General features: G+C 57.6%; 17 protein-coding genes. 1 reads left to right on the forward strand and 16 read right to left on the reverse strand.

Annotated features, from left to right (window positions below; genetic code table 11):
• From CN311_RS28615 to CN311_RS32355, 15 genes are all read right to left on the reverse strand, one after another.
• On the reverse strand, positions 1-602 hold a 602-nt coding region (locus tag CN311_RS28615), incomplete at its 3' end, for a glycosyltransferase family 2 protein (protein WP_133117277.1).
• 5 nt (positions 603-607) lie between these two features.
• The gene (locus CN311_RS28620) at positions 608-1,996 is read right to left on the reverse strand and encodes a sulfotransferase family protein (RefSeq protein WP_097576979.1); all 1,389 of its coding nucleotides are present in this window, start codon (positions 1,994-1,996) and stop codon (positions 608-610) included.
• Entirely contained in the window at positions 1,993-2,901 is a 909-nt protein-coding gene (rfbD, locus tag CN311_RS28625; protein ID WP_097576980.1) for a dTDP-4-dehydrorhamnose reductase, read from the reverse strand. The genes CN311_RS28620 and rfbD overlap by 4 nt, the downstream gene beginning before the upstream one ends.
• Positions 2,898-3,968: a dTDP-glucose 4,6-dehydratase gene (gene rfbB / locus CN311_RS28630; protein WP_097576981.1), complete on the reverse strand. Its 1,071-nt coding sequence runs from the start codon at positions 3,966-3,968 to the stop codon at positions 2,898-2,900. Before rfbB ends, rfbD begins: the two co-directional genes overlap by 4 nt.
• Positions 3,969-3,978: 10 nt before the next feature.
• Positions 3,979-4,533, reverse strand: a complete 555-nt coding sequence (gene rfbC / locus CN311_RS28635) for a dTDP-4-dehydrorhamnose 3,5-epimerase (RefSeq protein ID WP_097576982.1) — start codon at positions 4,531-4,533, stop codon at positions 3,979-3,981.
• Entirely contained in the window at positions 4,534-5,415 is an 882-nt protein-coding gene (gene rfbA / locus CN311_RS28640) for a glucose-1-phosphate thymidylyltransferase RfbA (RefSeq protein ID WP_097576983.1), read from the reverse strand.
• Positions 5,416-5,579: 164 nt separating this feature from the next.
• Entirely contained in the window at positions 5,580-6,899 is a 1,320-nt protein-coding gene (locus CN311_RS28645) for an O-antigen ligase family protein (protein WP_097576984.1), read from the reverse strand.
• Complete coding sequence (locus CN311_RS28650) at positions 6,896-8,149, reverse strand: tetratricopeptide repeat protein (protein WP_097576985.1); 1,254 nt, start codon at positions 8,147-8,149, stop codon at positions 6,896-6,898. The genes CN311_RS28645 and CN311_RS28650 overlap by 4 nt, the downstream gene beginning before the upstream one ends.
• Positions 8,037-10,409, reverse strand: coding sequence for a GumC family protein (locus CN311_RS28655; RefSeq protein WP_097576986.1), 2,373 nt, complete (start codon positions 10,407-10,409; stop codon positions 8,037-8,039). Before CN311_RS28655 ends, CN311_RS28650 begins: the two co-directional genes overlap by 113 nt.
• A gap of 52 nt (positions 10,410-10,461) precedes the next feature.
• Complete coding sequence (locus tag CN311_RS28660; protein ID WP_097576987.1) at positions 10,462-11,253, reverse strand: polysaccharide biosynthesis/export family protein; 792 nt, start codon at positions 11,251-11,253, stop codon at positions 10,462-10,464.
• A complete protein-coding gene (locus tag CN311_RS28665) occupies positions 11,253-12,062 on the reverse strand; it encodes a tyrosine-protein phosphatase (RefSeq protein ID WP_097576988.1) in 810 nt (269 codons plus the stop codon). Before CN311_RS28665 ends, CN311_RS28660 begins: the two co-directional genes overlap by 1 nt.
• Before the next feature lie 305 nt (positions 12,063-12,367).
• Entirely contained in the window at positions 12,368-12,877 is a 510-nt protein-coding gene (locus tag CN311_RS28670; protein ID WP_097576989.1) for a hypothetical protein, read from the reverse strand.
• 456 nt (positions 12,878-13,333) lie between these two features.
• Complete coding sequence (locus tag CN311_RS28675; protein WP_097576990.1) at positions 13,334-13,798, reverse strand: hypothetical protein; 465 nt, start codon at positions 13,796-13,798, stop codon at positions 13,334-13,336.
• An 81-nt stretch (positions 13,799-13,879) separates the two neighbouring features.
• Complete coding sequence (locus CN311_RS28680; protein WP_097576991.1) at positions 13,880-16,138, reverse strand: mannose-1-phosphate guanylyltransferase/mannose-6-phosphate isomerase; 2,259 nt, start codon at positions 16,136-16,138, stop codon at positions 13,880-13,882.
• Between the two features lie 68 nt (positions 16,139-16,206).
• Positions 16,207-16,485, reverse strand: a complete 279-nt coding sequence (locus CN311_RS32355) for an NAD-dependent epimerase/dehydratase family protein (RefSeq protein ID WP_133117278.1) — start codon at positions 16,483-16,485, stop codon at positions 16,207-16,209.
• 344 nt (positions 16,486-16,829) lie between these two features.
• Here CN311_RS32355 and CN311_RS28685 point away from each other — a divergent pair, with 344 nt between their 5' ends.
• Positions 16,830-18,644 (forward strand): right-handed parallel beta-helix repeat-containing protein, encoded by a 1,815-nt coding sequence (locus tag CN311_RS28685; RefSeq protein ID WP_133117279.1) that lies wholly within the window; start codon positions 16,830-16,832, stop codon positions 18,642-18,644.
• A gap of 51 nt (positions 18,645-18,695) precedes the next feature.
• On the opposite strand, the gene CN311_RS32755 is transcribed toward CN311_RS28685, so the two are convergent.
• A partial coding sequence (locus tag CN311_RS32755) for a hypothetical protein (protein WP_208866595.1) occupies positions 18,696-19,681 on the reverse strand: 986 nt, incomplete at its 5' end.

A 19,681-nucleotide genomic window follows, 5' to 3' on the forward strand; every position in this document is an offset into this window, starting at 1 on the left:
GCCCACAACTGATCCTCAGCGAAAGATACGTCTGGATACGGATAATCCTTCCAAACGGATTTTCGCAAACACGAGGAATTGTCGGAATAGAAATGGAAAACCTGTCGTAGGCCCTGGTTCCGTGAATACTCTCGCGCGTCAGATATCCAAACGACCGGCCACTGCTTCAGCCCATTGAAATGGGCTTCAAGTTCCCAGGCCGTGAATGGGGACGCGTCTTTGTGAGCGATGTGCCTTCCGAACGACGCAGCAACACTTTCGTCTTCGCGCAGCGGCCTTACAAGTTCTCGTAGCCAAATGGAATTGGCAGGTACCGCATCATGCGTCAGAAATACACACAACTCTCCGCGAGCAGATTCTACACCAAGATTTCTTGTTCGTCCGTGGCCAAACGAAGAGGAAGGAATTTCGATGGCCCGAAATCGTTCATCATCCGTAGGAAAAGCGTCCAATGATCCGTCAGTCGAACCGGAATCAATAGAAATTACTTCGAAATCCACATCAATATCTTGATTCTTAATCATTCTGTACACATCAACGATGTGTGGCATGCCATTCTTGACTGGTATGATAATCGATATCAGATTCTTGTTATGCGGCATCTCGATTACCTTCTGCTTCCATTAAGCAGTGATTTCAGCAATCTGGCAGGGTACGTTAGTTTCCACGAATAGCTGCTCCTCATTTTAAGAATTTCTCTCTTGAGGACCTGTGCCTCCTCTGTCATACGTTGGGCTCGCTGTTCAGCCTGAGCGGCGCCTTGCTTGTTCCGCCCAATCTCTGCCATCAGACTGGCCTCACGAGCTGAGCTCTCGTCCATTGAGCGCCGAAGGGCATTCTGTTGCTTCGCCAGTTCCACCCGAAGTTCTTCGAGTTCAGTTGTGTAGCGGTGAGTATCCTCGGCATCTTTCGCTCTGATCTCTTGATGGAGCGTCGCCAATTCTACCGCCTGCCGATTTATTTCCGCGGCCCGGTCATCTGCCAAGCGCTGTACTTGTGAGCTTGCCTGGATTGATTTTTGGGTGCGCGCGTCAATCTCATGGAAGAACGCTTCGCCAAACACCGGAGTAACATGGTCGAAGGAAGTCCGCACAGCATCAAGCTGCGCCATCCCGATGGTATCGGCGGAATCCTCCTCAAGGCCTCTTAGCGCAGTATACGCCTGCTTTACCCAATCAGCGATGCGTGGATCAGCGCCGAGCAGATCCACGCTTGCACGATGATGCTGATGGTCGGTCGAGAAATGGACGGAGAGGGCCGCCTGTGCCTTGGTGATGGATTGCGGCCAGTCGATCTGCAGAGCGGCGGCAATCCTTTCAATGTCAATTCGCCAGTCCTTAAGCGTGGCTTCATATGACACAAATACGCGCGGCCGCCCCCTAGTGGCATGTTCGGCCTCCAACTCGTGCCGTAGCCATAACAGAGCGCTGAAGCCGGATGTGAACCCATCTCGTTTTTCGAGCGAAGCGATTACTGCGAGGGGATTGCGTTGGATCAGGACATAGCGAACGTCGACTTTCATTCGCTTCAGGATTTCCGCATACAGCGGCACGAAACGCGAAATGCGCGGTTCCTTGAGGACGAAAAACGGCGCGGAGCCATATTCCTCGTCGATCAGCCTTGCGATCTCAGCTTTGTATAAACGCAGGCGCGCGGCGCCGAGATCGTTAGGATCAAAGGGGCGCCAGTCATCCCATCGACTGCCAGCCTCGGCCAGCATCCGGTCATGGAGTTCCATCAACCGCAGCGGCTCCCAGTGGCCTGTTTCGTTGGTCGGGTTGGCGCCCAACATGTTTTTCGGCAGTTCCGCGCCAAGCAGGCTGATCGCGCGCGTCAGGGCGCTCGTGCCTGAGCGGTGCATGCCGAGCACCATGATGCAGGTGCGCTTCGCAGTGACCGGCTTGGCGCTGGCACGCGCTTTCGCCGCTGCCTTGTCGGCGGCACGTAACGCGGGCGTCGCGATATGCAGATTTTCTGGAGACGATTGCTTGTTCATGCTGTCAATGTCTGTCTCGTCTCTCCGATCAGAAGACGGCGGACCACCTCTTTCGTCGACTCTGGCCAATCAGGAGCCATCCATCCGAATGCCGCCGCGAATTTCGCCATCGCTAGCCGAGAATTGGCCGGGCGCCGCGCCTTGGTCGGATATTCCACGGTGGCGACATCCCGGATCCGCGCATGGGGGCCACCAAACGCCTGGCTTGTGTCTAGGATATGACGGGCGAATCCACTCCAGCTGGTCTCGCCGGTTCCCGCCAGATGATAGACGCCGAAGGAAGCAAAGCCCTTGTTGCCGTGCAGCGTCGCCGCCAAATGCAGGATCGCATCGGCAACATCGAGGGCCGAAGTGGGGTTTCCCCACTGGTCGGCCACCACTGAAATCTCATCGCGATCCGCTGCCAGCTTCAGCATCGTCTTGACGAAATTCCTGCCGAACGGGCTGTAGACCCATGCCGTGCGCAGGATGAGGTGACGCGGGTTGGCCTTTGCGACCGCGTGCTCGCCGGCGAGCTTCGAGGCGCCGTAGACGCTGCGCGGAGCAGGTTCGTCGTCTTCCGTGTATGCCCCCTCGCCGCTTCCGTCGAAGACATAGTCGGTCGACAGATGGACGACGGGAGCGCCAAGCCTTGCCGCGGCTTCGGCGACATGGCCGGCGCCAGCGCCATTGACGGCAAAGGCAAGCTCCGGTTCGTCCTCGGCCTGGTCGACCGCGGTGTAGGCGGCGGCGGACACGACAAGGTCGGGACGGGTAATTGCCAGCGCAGGAGCGATCGTCTCCGGCTTCTCCAGGTCGAGTTCAGGCCTTCCCAGGAAAACGATTTCGACATCCGGGTGCGCATGCGCGCGCTCGCCAAGGCTCCTGGCGACCTGGCCCTCGCGTCCGGTGACGACAAGCCTCACGCGGCACCCTTGCGCGCTTCGCCCAGCCGTTCGCCGGCGTAGCGCTCGCGGCGGATCGGACCCCACCACCATTTGTTCTCGAGATACCAGTCGACCGTCCTGGCAAGGCCACTGTCGAAGCTCTCGCGCGGTCTCCAGCCGAGATCGCGTTCGATCTTCGAGGCGTCGATCGCGTAGCGCCGGTCATGGCCCGGGCGGTCGGTGACGAAGGTGATGAGATCGCGATAGCGCCGGCCGGCGGAGCGCGGCCGCTTATTGTCGAGACTATCGCAGATCGCCTCGACCACCGCCAGATTGGTGCGCTCCGAGCCGCCGCCGACATTGTAGCTCTCGCCGACCGCGCCGCGCGTTGCAACCAGGGCCAGGGCGCGCGCATGGTCCTCGACGAAAAGCCAGTCGCGCACATTCGCGCCGGCGCCATAGACCGGCAGCGGTTTTTCGTCGAGCGCGTTCAAAATGACAAGCGGGATCAGCTTTTCGGGGAAATGGAACGGACCGTAATTGTTGGAACAGTTCGACAGGACGACCGGCAGGCCGTAGGTGTCGTGCCATGCGCGGACCAAATGATCGGACGCGGCCTTCGACGCCGAATAGGGCGAAGATGGCGCATAGGGCGTCTGTTCGGTGAAGATGCCGCTCTCGAAGGGCAGGTCGCCGAACACCTCGTCGGTCGAGACATGATGAAAGCGAAACTGGTCTTTCTTCGCCTCGGGAAGCCTGCGCCAATAGTCCAGAGCCGAATTGAGCATTCGGTAGGTGCCGACGATATTGGTCTCGATGAATGCTCCCGGCCCATCAATTGAACGGTCGACATGGCTCTCGGCGGCAAGATGCATGACGATGTCGATGTCGTCGCGATGCAGCACCTCGAGGATCGTTCTGTCGTCACAGATGTCGGCGTGTTCGAATCTGTAATTGTGCGCGTTCTCGATCGACCGCAGCGAGGCGAGGTTCCCGGCATAGGTCAGCTTGTCGAGATTGGTCACGCGGTGGGCTGGATTGGCGCACAAATGCCGGCACACGGCCGAGCCGATGAAGCCGGCACCTCCAGTCACCAGAAAATTCATGCTGCTCTCCTCACGCAAATACCTCGGCGGCGGCGAGCGTCGGCGCCTTGAGGTCCTTGTCCGAAAGCTGGAACTCACCAGATAGCGATGGCCATTCGATGCCGATGGCGGGATCGTCGAAACGGATCGACCGGTCATGCTGCGGCGAGTAGGTGTCGGTGACCTTATACAGCACCTCTGTGTCCGGCACGAGTGTAACGAAACCGTGCGCAAAGCCCTTCGGCACCAAGATTTGATTGCCCTTTTCGGCGGATATCTCGAGGGCGACCCATTTTCTGAATGTCTTCGAGCTCCGGCGTATATCGACCGCGACGTCAAAAACCCTGCCTCGCACAACGCGCAGCAGCTTGTCCTGGGCACGTGGGGGAAGTTGATAGTGGAGCCCCCGCAAAATACCTGCAGCGGCAGAATGAGAATGATTGTCCTGGACGAAACGCAGATCGATGCCTGCGTCTGAAAACCGCTCCTCATTGTAGGTTTCGACAAAGAACCCCCGGGCGTCGCCAAATCGTTTCGGGACGATCTCCAGCACGCCATCGAGGCCGAGCGGCCTGATCTCCAGCATCTAGTTCTCCGTCAGCTCGACGACGCGCCTGCGCAAATAGGCGGCATATTCGTTTTTACCCAGTCGGTCGGCGCGCTGCAGCACCTTGTCCGCCGTCAGCCAGCCCTGTTCGAAAGCAATCTCCTCCGGACAGGCGACCTTGATGCCCTGACGATGTTCGATGGTGCGCACGAAGGATGAGGCTTCATGCAGGCTGTCATGGGTGCCGGTGTCGAGCCAGGCATAGCCGCGGCCAAGTTGATGGACCTGCAACTGCCCGCGTTCGAGGTAAACGTTGTTGACCGCTGTGATCTCGAGTTCGCCACGTGCCGAGGGCCGGATGGTCGGTGCTATGTTCACGACATCATTGTCGTAGAAATAGAGGCCGGTAATAGCCCAATTCGACTTCGGCGCTGGCGGTTTTTCCTCGATCGTCAAGGCGGACCCGCTGACCTTGTCGAACGAAACCACGCCATAGCGCTGCGGATCATCGACATGGTAGGCGAACACCGAGGCGCCGCTTTCGCACGAAGCCGCCTTGCGGCAGAGCTGCGACAGCCCCTCGCCGAAATAGATGTTGTCGCCGAGGATCATCGAGACGCTGTCATCGCCGATGAAGTCGCGGCCAATGATGAAGGCTTCCGCCAGGCCGTTGGGGTGCGGCTGCTCGGCATAAGACATTTCAAGCCCGAACTCCGAACCGTCGCCGAGCAAATCCCGAAAAACCGGCAAGTCGCGCGGGGTCGAGATGACGAGAATCTCACGGATACAAGCGAGCATCAACACGCTCAGCGGATAGTAGATCATCGGCTTGTCGTATATCGGCAGGATTTGCTTGGAAATCGCCAGTGTCAGCGGATAGAGCCGGGTGCCGCTACCCCCGGCCAGGATGATGCCTTTCAACAAGCTCTCCTAGAAATTGCCTTCGCTCCCCCGACCGGCGCAATTTGCTGGTGCTTTATGTTTCGCACGGCTGCGTGTCAATCACTTCTGCACCCTGTGGTAGAGAAAGATAAGGACATCAACCTGTCGAATGATATCGCGACATCAACTCCTGCAGGCCTGCATCACGACGAATTTCCAATAGGAACAAGCAACTTGTCACCATTGTGGTCGACCTCGATCATTTCGCTCTTCTGCCGGGAGCGATCTGCAAACCCTTTGTGAAAAATAATTGCGTTCATATAGGCAAACGTCATTGCAAGCGCAGCGGTGCGCAGCGGATAATCAACCAGCGAATGTATGAGAAGAAAAGACACTGAGAGAAACGCTGCTTTCTGAAGCGGATCGCGGCGGATTCTGGCAAACGAAACAATAAGCAACACAAAATAAAATGCCATCAGGAGAATGGCGAGAACTCCGCCCTCGAAGGCTATTTCAAGATACTCGTTGTGGGCATGATTTACGAATTGTTTGAAAATCATCCCTTCCTTTTCGTAGATCTGATAGGCCTTCTGGAAATTACCAAATCCGACGCCGGTTGCCCAGTTCTCCTTGATTCCGTCAATAGTGGTACGGGCAAATTCTGCCCTCCCGAAGTCCGGATCGATCGCTCTTGCGTCGATCTTGGACCACGCGCCTATCGTGTAGGTGGAAAGTCCTATGAAAATAGCGAGGATGCCGAATCCGCTCAGTTTGGAGCGCGCCGAAAGAAAGACGACGGACAGGACGGTGATCGCCAGTCCGATCAGAACACCGGCGCGCGAACCGGCTGCCAAAAGAAGCAGCGAAATCGTGGCCAATCCGAGCAATCCGGACAAAAGATTTCCGCGAAACAGGCCGTGATAGACGACGAAGGGAATGGAGACAAAAAGCAAAGCCGCGAAGTGATTGCGGTTGGCAAAAAGCCCGGCGTTGATCGTAAACGGTAACAATCCCTCTATCGCGACATTGTCGGAGAGCGAATATTGAATGGCTCCTGCCAGCCCATTGCAGATGACGCCCATGAAAAAGAAAGGAAGAAGCGCCTGGACCTGCTCGGTTCGCAAACGCAACACGCTCAAGAAAAACGCTGCCACCGCCACCAGATACAACAAGCATTCGATCGTGCGTCCCACGCCGAGGCTGACGAAACGAAATCGGCTTTCGCCAACAAGCGAGGAATCTGCAAGCAACAGCTCCGGCCGCAATCCTTTGAACATGAGCGCCGGCAGTGGGACGATTTGCAAAATCACCAATGCCGCGGCGAGCGCAAGCAGCCATACAACAGAATGGTGAGGTCTTTGACCAGATGGCCGTGAAAGGACCGCGGCCCCCGAGATAATCGCCAAGACTTCAATCAGCGTGTCCGTGTAGAGGCCGCTTGCAGTCCCGCCACCGATCAGCAGCGATATGAACAAAACCGACCCGAGGAGATACTTATCCCATTCCGCTGACCGGTCGCTCAAGATGGAAGTCTCTCGATGCTCAGTTTGTGCATTACCAGCGTACCGACATATCGAAACCGCCAACTCTCGGCAATGGCGGCAGTTTCCAGCCTCAAAAATTGCATGGGACAGGTGTGAGGACCAATCAAGAAATCCTGACTCAGGGCCTGACGATTGTATGTGCCCTCTGGGATATTGAACCGTGCAATTTCGCCAGATGGACATCTGAGGGACCAGAATAGCTCCTTTGGAAGTTTCAAGTTTCTTGCAGATGCAACCAGAGAAATCTTATAGGAGCCAGGAGGTAGCTCAAGATACTGCTGAAGAGCAGAGTTCTTCACCGGCGTATTCAGGAAACGGACCGTCGCTCCGCCCTCGCCTTCGACCGCATCCTGGGATGTTGCAAATGTAACTTCCATCCCCGACTGATCACGGATCTGCCAATCGAAAGGCTTACCGCTAGGCGCCGGTTCAAAGGTACTGTTGAAAATATACCCGCCTAACTTCCTTTCTTCCTCAGAAAGGCTGAAAAGAAATAACCGGTATGCTGGCTCATATTGCTTCTGGCGAATGTAGCCGTTGATTACAAAGGACAACTCGCCTTGTTTCGGTGGTGAGCTTGACCCGATCAAATCGAGCAGCAGCCGATTCGCGAAATCGAGCCCCAGGGGGGCGTTGCCGAGAGCGACGAACAGACTGGATCGCCAAGGCGCATCCACCTTGAGGGCCGCCAGCACAGCTTGGTATCCATCGGGGTTCGAGAGGATAGTCGGCATTCCCCCGGCTATTTCGGGAAACCGATCTGGCCATCGCCGCAGCAATATATCGATCTCGCCGACAGCCTTTGACAGATCGCCCATTTCAATCGAGCGGCCAATTGACCTCTGAAGCGCATGGATTTCCGTCTTGGACAATTTTCGAGCCTGATCGAAAAGCTCATAGGCCTGGTCCTTTTCGCCTTGGCGGTACTTGATCTCACCGATCAGGCTGTAAAGGCGAGCGTCTACCAGATCAAAGCGAAGCGCACCCTCGGCCTTGGCAAGCAAGGCATCAAGGTCGGGAGTATTGCTTGTGTCGTTCAGGTCCCCGGTAATTTCACCGATCACCGCGTCGACATTCAACGGATCCAGCGCGAGCGAAACGGTCGGCGTTTCGGTCTCAAGAAGCCGACTTAGACCGATCGACGAAGCCGCCAACACCAGAACGGATGCGACGAACCAAACGCTTGAACGCCGGAGATTTTGCATAAGCGGGCTGGCCTGCTCCGTCATCCACTTTGCCTTCAAGTTTCGGGGTACCGTAGTCGTAATACTGGTAGTTCATATATTTATAGGCGTAGTTGTAGTCGAATTTGTTCACCGCAAATTTCGACATCGCGGCACCCACCACGTTCGCGCCGGCGGCCCGCAGGCGCTTCAATGCTGTCTTGGCCGATTTGCGCGTGACCTGATTGGTGGAGATGACCATCAACGTACCCTCGGCAAGCCGACTGAGGATAGGCGCATCCGAAAGGCCGACGACCGGCGGGGCATCGATGATGACAAGGTCGAAGCGCTTGCCGAGGTTGGTGACGATCAGCGCCATCTTGGGCGAAGAGAGCAGATCCGCAGGGTTCGGCGGGATCGTTCCGGACGTTAAAACGGTCACATTCGGATATTTCGTCGCCCGGAAAATGCTCGCAAGATCCTCCTTGCGAACGGTGTTTGTCAGGAGGTTGCTGAGGCCGATTGTGTTGTCGAGCCCAAACAGACGATGAAGATTGGGCTTTCTAAGGTCGCCATCGACAACGAGCACCCTTGCGCCAAGCGCGGCAAAATCCTGCCCGAGCTTGAACGACGTGGTCGACTTGCCTTCCGAGGGCTCCGAACTGGTGACCAGCAGCGATCGTGGCGCGCCCTCGGCGCCGGAAAATTGCAGGGACGTTCGAAGCGAACGATAGGCTTCAGACAGTCCTGACTTCTGGTCGTTGATGCTGGCCAGCAGTTCCCGATCATCGACATGCGGCAGGATGCCGAGCATCGCCAACCCCAGCTCCTTCTCGATCTGCTCAGGATTGGTGAAGGTGTTGTTCAACAACTCGATAATATAGATTATCGATGCGCTCAGGGCCATGAAAAGAGCCAGAGCGATCGCAAGATTGATAGTCAATCGCGGAGAATAGGGGCGCTCAGGCAACGACGCAAAATCAACGATTGCAGCGCTTTGTGTCTTGAGCTCAGAGCTCACACCAACTTCATTCAACTTGGAGATAAGACTGTCGTACTGGGAACGATTCGAATCGACCTCACGCTTCAGGATTGTGTACTTGATGTTTTTATCGTTGAAGATAACCTGCTGCTTCTCCATCTCAGCAAGTTTGGACTTAAGGTCAGCCTCCTTGTTCTGAGCCTCCTGGTATTTCTGCCGCAAGGAATCGGTTATCGTCAAAACACCATTGCTATAGAGCCGTTGCAACTCCTTGATTTGCGACTGAAGCTGTTGCATTTCTGGAAAGCCGGGCTTCAGTATGCCCAGCTTTTGCTGATACTGGCTGGTCAACTCCGCCAGTTTCTCGTTGAGCTTCTGCAAACCTTCACTTTCCAGAACCGGAGCCAAGCTCGAGCCGCGGCCTTTGTCGATTTGTTCCACGACCCGTCCGGCGTCGAGACGTTCCTGGATCGCCGTTGCCAGCGCGGTATTCAGAGCCTCGATGTTCGACCCTATCAGCGATTTGTCGTCGCCGGTTACCGTGATGCCGGCATCCTTCGCATAAGCGACCAGTTCCTCCTCGGATTTCTGAAGCTTCTGCTTTACCTGCAAAACCTGTTCCTGGATGAATTGCCGTGCGAGGTCCGATGTCTCGCTGGTCTGATCGAGGCGTTGGTCGATAAAGCTTTGTGCGACCTGATTGGCTATGTCAGTTGCATATTTCGGATTCTGGTCGGCGAACGTGATCGATAGCAGGCTTGTATTGGTGACCAGATTGACCGAGAGGTCATTTAGAATGCGATCGATCGCAATCGCCTCGCGCTGCTCGGGAGTCTTCTCCTCGATGGTGGGCGATTTGGCAATTCCGAACGCACGGTAAAAGATGTTGCTTAGCGAGAAGCTCGGCGTCGGAAACAGGAAATCTGGCTTTTCGGTGAGCCCCAGTTGGAACACCACGCGCTGCGCCAATGCTCTGCTTTTCAGCTTTTCGCGCGCAGTCTGAAACGCCCGCAGGTCGCTGCTTTCGGAAACTACTTCAATGTCCTGGAACACCTTGGCCGAAGGAACCAGCACTTCCAGTTGCGTTGTCGCCTGATATTTCGGTGTCTGCATCATCGTGACGATGACACCCGCCACCAGGCCAGCCGCCGCCATCATGACGATCAGCCACCGATACTGAACAACGTAAAAAAGCAGCTTTAGTGGATTAAAGCCCTCGTCCTGCTCCGGCTGATCGCGACCGTACGGGTTATAGTTTTGCGCACCGTCATAATACAGGTCCGCGGACAAGGCTTGACCATGTCCTGGGCCTGCAATTTGATGCTGTCTGTTACGATCGAGCATGGCGCGAGGTAATCCTGAGTTCGTCAGTAGGCTGGATTCTGACCGACTGTGGCTATAGTCCCGGGACCACCGCAATTCGGGCTGCACTCGAGGCGACACCCAGGGCGTCCTTGAGATTGTTCATCGCAATTTTCGATTTCGAGGCGAAGACGACAACCTTGTCGCCGCCATAAATGCGGGGATTGCGGCTCTTGCCGGCACGAATTTCCTCCACGTTGTAGTTAGCAACCAGCGTGTTCGATCCGATATTGCGATAGACAAAGACCTTTTTTGCATCTCCAACGGCGTTGAACCCTCCAGCTAGGGCGATCGCGTCGATGAGAGAGGCGTTGCTCGTTACTGGAAAGATACCCCCCCTGGTGACTTCACCGTCGACAGTAATGCGCTGTCCAACCGATTCCTTAACGAAAACCGACACCTCGGGCGACTGCAGGTACTTGGCGCCGTAGGCGGTTTCGATTTCCTTCTCCAATTGACGGACGCTCTTTCCCGCCGCGGTCATGGTTCCGATAAGTGGAAGCGAAATCTGCCCGCCGGCATCGACCTGAACGGTTCTGTTCAGATTGTCGACCTGGAACACATTCACTTCAAGCACATCGTTCGGAGACAAAGGCTGCTCGCTGCCGTTCTGGGTGTTTTGCGGCGCAGGCAGGTCCTTTACGACCTGCAGAGCGCCACCGCTCGAAAGCGGCGTCGACGATGACGATGTCAGTTGCAGCGCATCAACCGAAGCCGATGAAGATGGCGCCGTTGACGAGGTGCTCGTGCAGGCAGACATCGCGAGCGAAGCGAACAAGACACATATCGTGCCGGCAAAGCTTTCTACGAACCGAAAACCGCCCATCACGCGGTCCCGCCCTTGAACAAACGACCCAGTCCGGTAAAGCGGCCGACGTTGCCGGGGCTCGGCTTCCTGGCATGTGCCTTTCCGACCGGTTCGAGAGGCCGGTTCGCCAAAATCTGGCCTGGACGTTTCAACACCATATTGCGGGCCTCATCCTCTCCACATCGCTTTGCGGCAGCGGCAACTGCCTGCGATAGCCCAGGACGCCGGCGGGTGGCGCCATGGGTGTCCGATGCGATTATATCTACCCTACCTTCGTCAATCAGCTTTTCCGAATAATAAAGCGCCGTGCGTCCAAAAGCACCAACAATCGAGTCTGCCGTAAGCTGAATAAGACACCCCGCTGCATTCAACCGCTCGACGACGTCGTAATTCGCCTTGATCCAGGTCAAACGCTCGGGATGGGTAAGAATCGGAATAAAGCCGGCGTTTATGAGGCGTAGAACAAGATCTTCCAGCCTTGGCGGCAAAACGTGGTGCGGCGGTTCAAATAGAAAATAGCGGGATCTGTTTAAAGTTGGCGCGCTGCCGAGCGCCAGTTGCTCCGGAAGGTCGGGCGCCACATGGATATCGGCACCGACATAAAGAGCGAGCGGTATAGCGGCACGGCGTAACGCCTGATCCAGTTCTCGAACGGCTCGGATGATATTTGCCGATCCATTTTCGTACATGCCTGGCGTGATATGAGGTGTACACGCCATGTGCGTCGTCCCATCAGCCACCGCCAACCGGGCCATTTCCAGCGATTCGGCAAGGCTGGGCGAGCCGTCGTCAAGACCGGGCAAGATATGGGAATGCAGGTCGATCATTGACGTTTCTGCCTGCACCGAAGCAACGTAGCGACTGCGTCCCAACAACACGCCAATGCATCAGCCGCAGGGTGGCGAATGACGCATCTGCCAAGCTTAAGCACGACGGCGAGTGTCGAATCCCAGCCACCAAAACGGTACGCCCAAGACGAATCGCGTCGAGACCAGCCCAAAGCAATAGAGCGACACGGTTACCAAATTTAGCAAAACAAACCTGGCGCCAGCAAGGCCAACCGAGGCATCCAACAGCAACATAAAGCAGAGGCGCCTCACGCCTCCGCTGCCATTGCCTGCCTGGCATCCGCCTACTGGCTGACGCCGTTGTTGTTATCCTGCGTTGCGGCAAGGACACCGGCCGTGCCGGCCATGCCCGCAAAAATACCGAGCGGCAGCCAGGACGGGGTGCCGCCCGAGGCAATCTGACCCGTATGCTCAGAGCTCACACCAACGGCAGCCGTCTGCTCGGAGCCCACAACTTTCAGGCAGATGTTGTTCTCGACACGGGAAATGTCGAGACTCGAATTCGCAGGCACATTCACATTGCAGCCCCCGACATTGACGGAAGCCGACCCTTTGGCGCCAACCACCACGCGGCTACCGAAATCCAGGGTAGCCCCTGCTTTGGCGGGACCGTAGCCAGCCGTCTGCGAAACCATCACGTCGCCCTTGGCATGCCCAATGGATCCGATTGAACTCGCCACTCCTTGATAAGCGGTCGCGCAGGTGCATGACGCGTCCTGAGCGAACGATGAAACAGGACCGAAACTGACCGACGCGATCAATCCAGCCAACGCAATTTTCACATTAAGGTTCATTCGTTCAGATCCTTTTGTCCCGCATTTTCTCAGACCCACCCGATCACCCAAGCCACCAAATATGCGCGTAACAGTTTTCGTCTTCAATTCCAACCCATTTCGCATTTGCGAGATGTCTTTTGGTTTCCGCTGTGTTTCATAAAACACACTTATTAGAAGACTTGAATGTACCATTCTTGCCGAATGCAACGGGGGCTATAATTCAGGAACGCAATTGGTTCCTTCCGCCAAGATGCTCACCGGTACAGGTTGATTGATAGGTAAGAGAGGTTAAGATTCAATTTCACGGTCTTGAAGCTGCCGTCGCGCCGGTCCTTCATGCCAAGGTTACAGTCGACTTGGTTTGACGTCCGGCGTTGTCGCATATTCTGCTTTTCATTTTATGACAGTCGCGATTTGGACGCGATCCATGAGCTGATGATACGAGGGCGTCGGCGAACCCCTGCGCTGCGAGCCTTACGGACAAGACTTGTAGGTCGAACCCGCTTGCGCGGGCTGCCCGCACAGGATGCCGTTTTCGGCAAGCCTTGCGGCTAGATCCGCGCCATCGGAGGTAATGCACTGTACGACAGTGGAATCACCGAACTTCGACGCGATATTGCCGTCGCAAGGCGTTCCCGAGCCGACAGGCTTGCAAGTCAAGGCGAGCCCTTGATAGTCCCGGCGCGCGGCTTCGGTGACCATGGCGCGCATGGACTGGGGTTTCGTAAAAGCTACGCCACACAGCACAATCTTGCGGCCGCCGACCCTGAGATCGTCGATCGATTGAATCGCGAGCTTGCCATCAAACGGCTGAAGTGCCGTTTGCGGCTTTGGCGGTCGCGAATGAACATCTGTTCCTTTTTTCGTGATAATGACCAGGAAGCCAACCGCGAACGCCAAGGCGACAAGTGCAAGCAAACTTATTTTCTTGAACGACAAGACCTTCCCTCCGCCGCGGCTAAAACGCGTCGCGTTCGTCAATCTTCTACCGAGGACCGGCTTTCCACCGAGACTGGCTTTCTACCGGGGGTTGGCTTTCTGCAGAGGATCGGCAGCAGTACTGTCCAGATACTGTGTCAATGCACAGACCAGATGGTAGAAGATACTGGCCGGCACATCGGCGGCCAACGAACGGCCGCGTTCGTCGATCCGGTCGACCCACAGACCGAGCGGCGCCGGGTTGATGTGCCAACGGAACAGGCGACCGACCCGCGCTTCGATCTCGGGCTTGAGGTCGGGTCCTCCCGCGCCATCCAGTGCGATCGCCGCCTTGATCGCCTCGGCCTGCGGCCAACTGCGCGAGACGCGGTCGAGCGGCAGGCCTTGCCGCGAAACCGCGCCGTAGGCAAGGCCGGTGGCGCGGTTGAGGCCATTGGCGATGGCCGAGGCATAGAGCTTCCTGGCAAAGCCGCTCAGTTCGCTCTGGCCGCTGCGCCCGGCGAAATCGACTAGCAGGGAGGCCCATTCGAAATGGTGGCCGGGTTCCGTCCACAAGCCTTTCTCGCCCTTGACTGGCTGCCATTCGCGATCGAAATATTCGCCAAGCGTCCAGCTTTCCGGATCGAAGAAATGGCTGCGAAACAGATCGACGATGCGCGCGGCGCGGCGAAGATAGGCGCGCTCGCCGGTCGCCTGATGCCACGCCAGGAAAGCTTCAAGCAGATGCATGTGCGGATTGGAACGGCGTTCGCCAGCGCCGTCCGAGGTTTCGAGAAAACCGGTCATGCGATGGTCCTCGAGATGTGCGTCGAGAAAAGAAAACGTCTCTTCGCCAAGCCGCAAGGCATCGGGATCGCCTGACATATGGGCATGCGCGAGCGCCAGCAGCACGCAGGAATGATCGTAGGCATCCTCGACGGGGTCGGCGACCGTCCCATCGACATTGAGCGTGCGCACCCAGCCGCCATTGTCGGTACGGCCGTTCCTGGCCATGAATTCGATACCGTGGCTGATCAACCGGTTGGCCGGTCCGTCCCATCCCCGCGCCTTGGCGACGGCGAAGGCGTAGATTTGCCTGGCCTGCGTACGCATGCGCTTGGGCTTCATCAGCGGCGTGGCGTCGAAACCCAGCGCTTCATGGAAACCGCCATGGCGTTCGTCGACACCGACTGTCGACCATAGCGGCACCGTCTCTTCAAACAGCCAGTGATAGACCCGGCGCCGCCAGGCGCCGCTTTCGATCACGCGATCGTCCGCGGGTGTGAATTTGGTTTCCAGCCGGCCGCTCTTTTCGAGTTGCTCGACGATCTTCTTGACGTGTTGGCTGTGGCTGACCGGAGCGACGAAGGTGGCGTCCGCGGTCGAGACGATGGCGAGATTCTCGACGCCGATTGCTGACAGCAGACGGCCGTCGCTGCGGATGTAGGAGTTTTCGCAATCGATGGCGACGACGTCGCCGATGATGACGTTGCCTTGCTTATCCGAAGGGCTGACATCCAGCAGCGATTGCCAGGAACCGAGATCATTCCAGCGAAAGCCGGCCGGCACCATGGCGATGTCGCTTGCCCTCTCCATGATCGCGTAATCGATCGAGGTCGAGGGAATGGCGGCATAGAGTTCGAGAGGCATGTAAAGGCCGGAAAGATCCGATGTCGCTGCCTGGTAGGCAGCCTCGGTGGCCGTCCATATCTCGGGCTGGAAAGCCATGAAGGCGTCGCGCATGGCGCTGGCGCGAAACAGGAAGATGCCGGTGTTCCAGTAGAAATTGCCAGCGTCGAGATAGCCCTGCGCGGTCGGGAGATCCGGTTTTTCGACGAAACGCGAAACATCGCAGACGCCGTCCCGCTCGCCGGCAACCTCGATATAGCCGTAACCGGTCTCCGGCTGGCTGGGCTTGATGCCGAACACCACCAGCCGCCCGGCGCGCGCCGCCGCAGCGCCACGTTCCACGCTCTGCCAGAATTTCTGGGCGGTGGCGATTTCGTGGTCGGACGGAACCACCAGCACCAGGCTGTCGCCGTGGTCGGACAGAGTGCGCAAAGTCGCCAGGGCAACAGCAGCGGCGGTGTTGCGGCCTGTCGGCTCGAACAAGGGACCGCCGCCGGAAAGATCGAGGCCGGCCAGGTCAGCATGGACCCGGTCGGCGTGCCGCTCGGATGCGATCAGATAAACCGGGGTTTCGCCTTTCGGCCTTGCCGTCAGACGGCGCAGCGTCTTGGCCAGCATCGAGCCGTCGCCCGAAAAATCATGGAACTGCTTGGGATTGTCCTCGCGCGACAGCGGCCACAGCCTGGAACCGACGCCGCCGCTCATGACAAAACTGACGATTTTCTCGATCATTGGAGGACACTTCCAGCATTTTCAAACATTGCAAGGAGCGCAGCCGCGTAGTCTCGGCGGCGCATTTGTTACCGGGCCTGCGGCACGGCGGCATTCTCGCGGACAAAGCATAAGAACACGCCGCCGGTCGCCTGAGCAAACCAGGGTGCTTCCTTCCGGCCGAAGCCGATGAGATGGCAGCCTTCCGACGCAAGGAACCGGGTAAGATGCAAGCCGATGAAACCACCAGCGCCAGTTACCCAGGCGGGCTTTGCCTCTTTTGATTGTGTCAAGAGAATCAGCCCTTTGCAGCCTCGGTGGGAAGGATCATTCCCACCTCTATCACTTTGCAGCAGCGCGTCGATCACGCTTCAGTCAGGAGGTTGTTCGAGACGTCCAGCTAAGCTACCGTTTCCAGGCTCGTCAAGTTCACGAGAACTCGAACCGCGCGAATTTCGACTCGCAAGACTCACCCGTTGGCGACCTCGGATTCCAAGCATCATGGTTTCAATGCCAATCCGCGACTACTGGCTAGCGATCGGTGCGCGGAAGATGCACTCAAGGACTGGAGATCCCGGAACGCCGCGTCCTGACAGCCTTTCCGGAGGAAATTCCTTGGCCTTCACCTCGCCGCAATCTCGGTTTCTCGATGCCATGCCCATCCTCCGGACGACCAAGCCCAATGCGGCGCGATTGAAGAAAGAGGCGCTGCATGGTTCCTGATGAAAAGTCCTCACTGACCCGCCGTCGTCTGTTGACAGGGACCTTGGCATTTGGGGCCGTGACGGCCTTCGCCGCCGGATCGACCGCCTCTCGCGCCCTCGAGCGCCCGCGGCCCGGAAATACGAGGGCGCCAGGCGGCCTTGTCGTTCTGGGCGACGATGGGACGGATGTCGCCGCCTGCGTCCGCGCCCTGACCCGGATAAAATCCATGGGAGGCGGAACGCTGATGTTCCGCCGCGGGGTCTACAACTGGTCCTCGACCGACCTGAGGGCCTTGGGGCACTATGGAATTTCGATCCCGGCCAACTGCACCATCGATGGCAATGGCTCGGTCATCAATATCACCGGGGTCGACCAGATCTCTTATGTCTTTACCGCCACGGATGTCTCCAAGGTGGCTATCGCCGATCTGACGGTTGTCGGCAATGGGCTTTCGACCGGTTACAACAACGGCGCATTCATGAAGTTCGCCCTGAGCGCGACCGCAACGAGGGGCATCGACAGCTTTACGTTGGACACCGTCGAACTCCAGAACTTCAAGGCGCCGTGGTGGATCTTCGTATACAATGAAAGTCTTTCGAATCTCGAGATCCGGCACATACGCGTCAACGGGCTGCGGGGCATCTCGCGTCCGGGCAACTCGCTGGACCCCGCCAAGCTCGGCGTCAACGCCGCCGTCATCGCCATCAACAGCAAGGCGTCGAGGCCGGCCGACGCCGACCGAGCGATCGTCCGCGACGCGATCGTGACAGGTTTCTACGCTGAAGCGACACACATCAAACAAGGGGTGGTTTTCTACAGCAATGTCCACGACAGCGAGATCCGTGGCGCCGTGGTCCACAATGCGGGGCTGATGGGAGGGCGAAACGACACCGGCTGCTACGCATTGCAGGTCTATGGCGCCAACAACCGCAACATACGGATCACGGATCCCGTCCTGATCTCACCGCGCGACAACGGCATCTATGCAGTCAACGGCTCCGGCCTGGTCATCACGAACGCAACGGTTCGTGGGCAGACCAGCACCGCCGACGCGACGCTGCCCAAGGCTGGAATCTCCATCAACAGCGTCCGCGATGTCGTGATTTCCGGTGGTGCTCTCAGCGACAACGTCACCGATCTCTACCTCGGCATCCGTGGCACTGAGGCCAATGTCCGCGCAGAGGGCGTCGAATGCACCGGGGCGTCCAAGGCAGGCATCTGGTTACAGGGATCGGCCGCCAATGTCGGCGGTGCGACAATTACCGGGATGCGAATCGCCGCTGGTGCGACGGCGCAGGCCCTTCTTTCGCCAAACGACACCATTCACTACGTCAACGATGTGCGGATCGCCGATTGCGACTTCGCCACCACATCTCTCACCGCTGTGGATGTATCCACCTCACCCACGCCAGCCCGGAACTGGAGTTTCAGTAACGTGACGTGCACGTCTCGCGGAACGCCGTTCCAAGCCTATCAATTCGGCGGGCGGATGACGATCCAGGGCATGCGGCTAGTGCTGTCGGGCGGCGGCACTGCGGGGCACAGTGCCTTCCGCTGTTTTGGCGCCGGCTCCATGATCGTCGACGGCCTGACCATCGCTGGCCAAAGGGTGGGCACCACGATGGACACGCGCCTCTTTGTCGGATCTCTGACGAACATCCGCTCGGAGAATTCCAGCACCCAGCCTGTCGCGGCTTCGGTGGGGACGGGCCGACCGACGTTCCCAGGCTTTCCGGGCGCTCGCATCCAGAACCTGGTGCCGAGTGCAGGAGGGCACCGCGAGTGGCAATGGCAGCGCGGCGGATGGGTCGGGACTGGATGATCGACGTCATCGATGCCCAAATCGCTACGAGCCAATCCGCCAGTCAATCCTTCACCTGAAAAGCCTGGACGGCATATGATGCCAGTAGGAGGCTCCCCGCTCGCGTGGTGCCTGGGGTTGCGGCACGCCATAGGCTATCATCATGACCATAATCAGCCCGCCGCCGGTGACGAGGCTGGTGAAGAGCGACGAGTTTCCCAGAGACATAATGAACGGGATCGAGACAGTCGCTGCGAACGGCAACCGGTCGGGCGTCACGACCTTGTTTGCAAGGCTGAGAAGCAGGCCGAGAACCGCCCCCATGATGACCACCCCCGGCATACCATAAGCTGCTATTCCATCCGTGGCCCAAAAATGGGAGTTGGCATTGAACCCGGTTCCTCCGACCAGACGGGAGCCGACGACATATCCAAGCGGCACCTTGTAGGGATAGTCGATGATCATGTTCATGATGTTCATGTGTGACCAGTAGGTGAGCGGGCTGCTGGAAAACACATCCGCATACACGCCAGTCATTGCACCTTGAATGCCAAGGGTCCGCATATAGATCAGCGCCACCATATCCAAGGTTGTCCCGACAGGTTGGTAGTCGGTGGCCACAAGCATTGCGAATGATGACGCCGTCAACATGGCAAAGCCGAATGCAAGGCGAGGCGCCGAAATACGACCTTTGTTGATCGCGAAAAAGTAGAAGCCGAACGTCACGATCAGAATCACCAGCATCATCTTTCCGGCGAAGGCCATAAAGACGATGACTTGCCCAGCAAGCCCGACCGCTATCGCCCATCTCCGCGTCCGGTCGAACAGTCCAACCGCCAGGAGGTAGGGGTTCATCGCATTCGACAGCCATCCCGTCAGATAAAGTGCAAGCGTGCTCGCCTGCATGGCGCCAAACCGAGCGCGCTGGTCATAGATTTCGTCCATCGCGGAGAACGACATCATCCCCCTATATGTTCCGATATAGAAAGCTATGGCCGACAAATAGAATATAAAGAAGAAAAAGAAGAATGTTGTCACAGATACCTGACGAATTAGAG

It is taken from the genome of Mesorhizobium sanjuanii, assembly GCF_002529485.1.
GTDB classification, from domain to species: Bacteria; Pseudomonadota; Alphaproteobacteria; order Rhizobiales; family Rhizobiaceae; genus Mesorhizobium; species Mesorhizobium sanjuanii.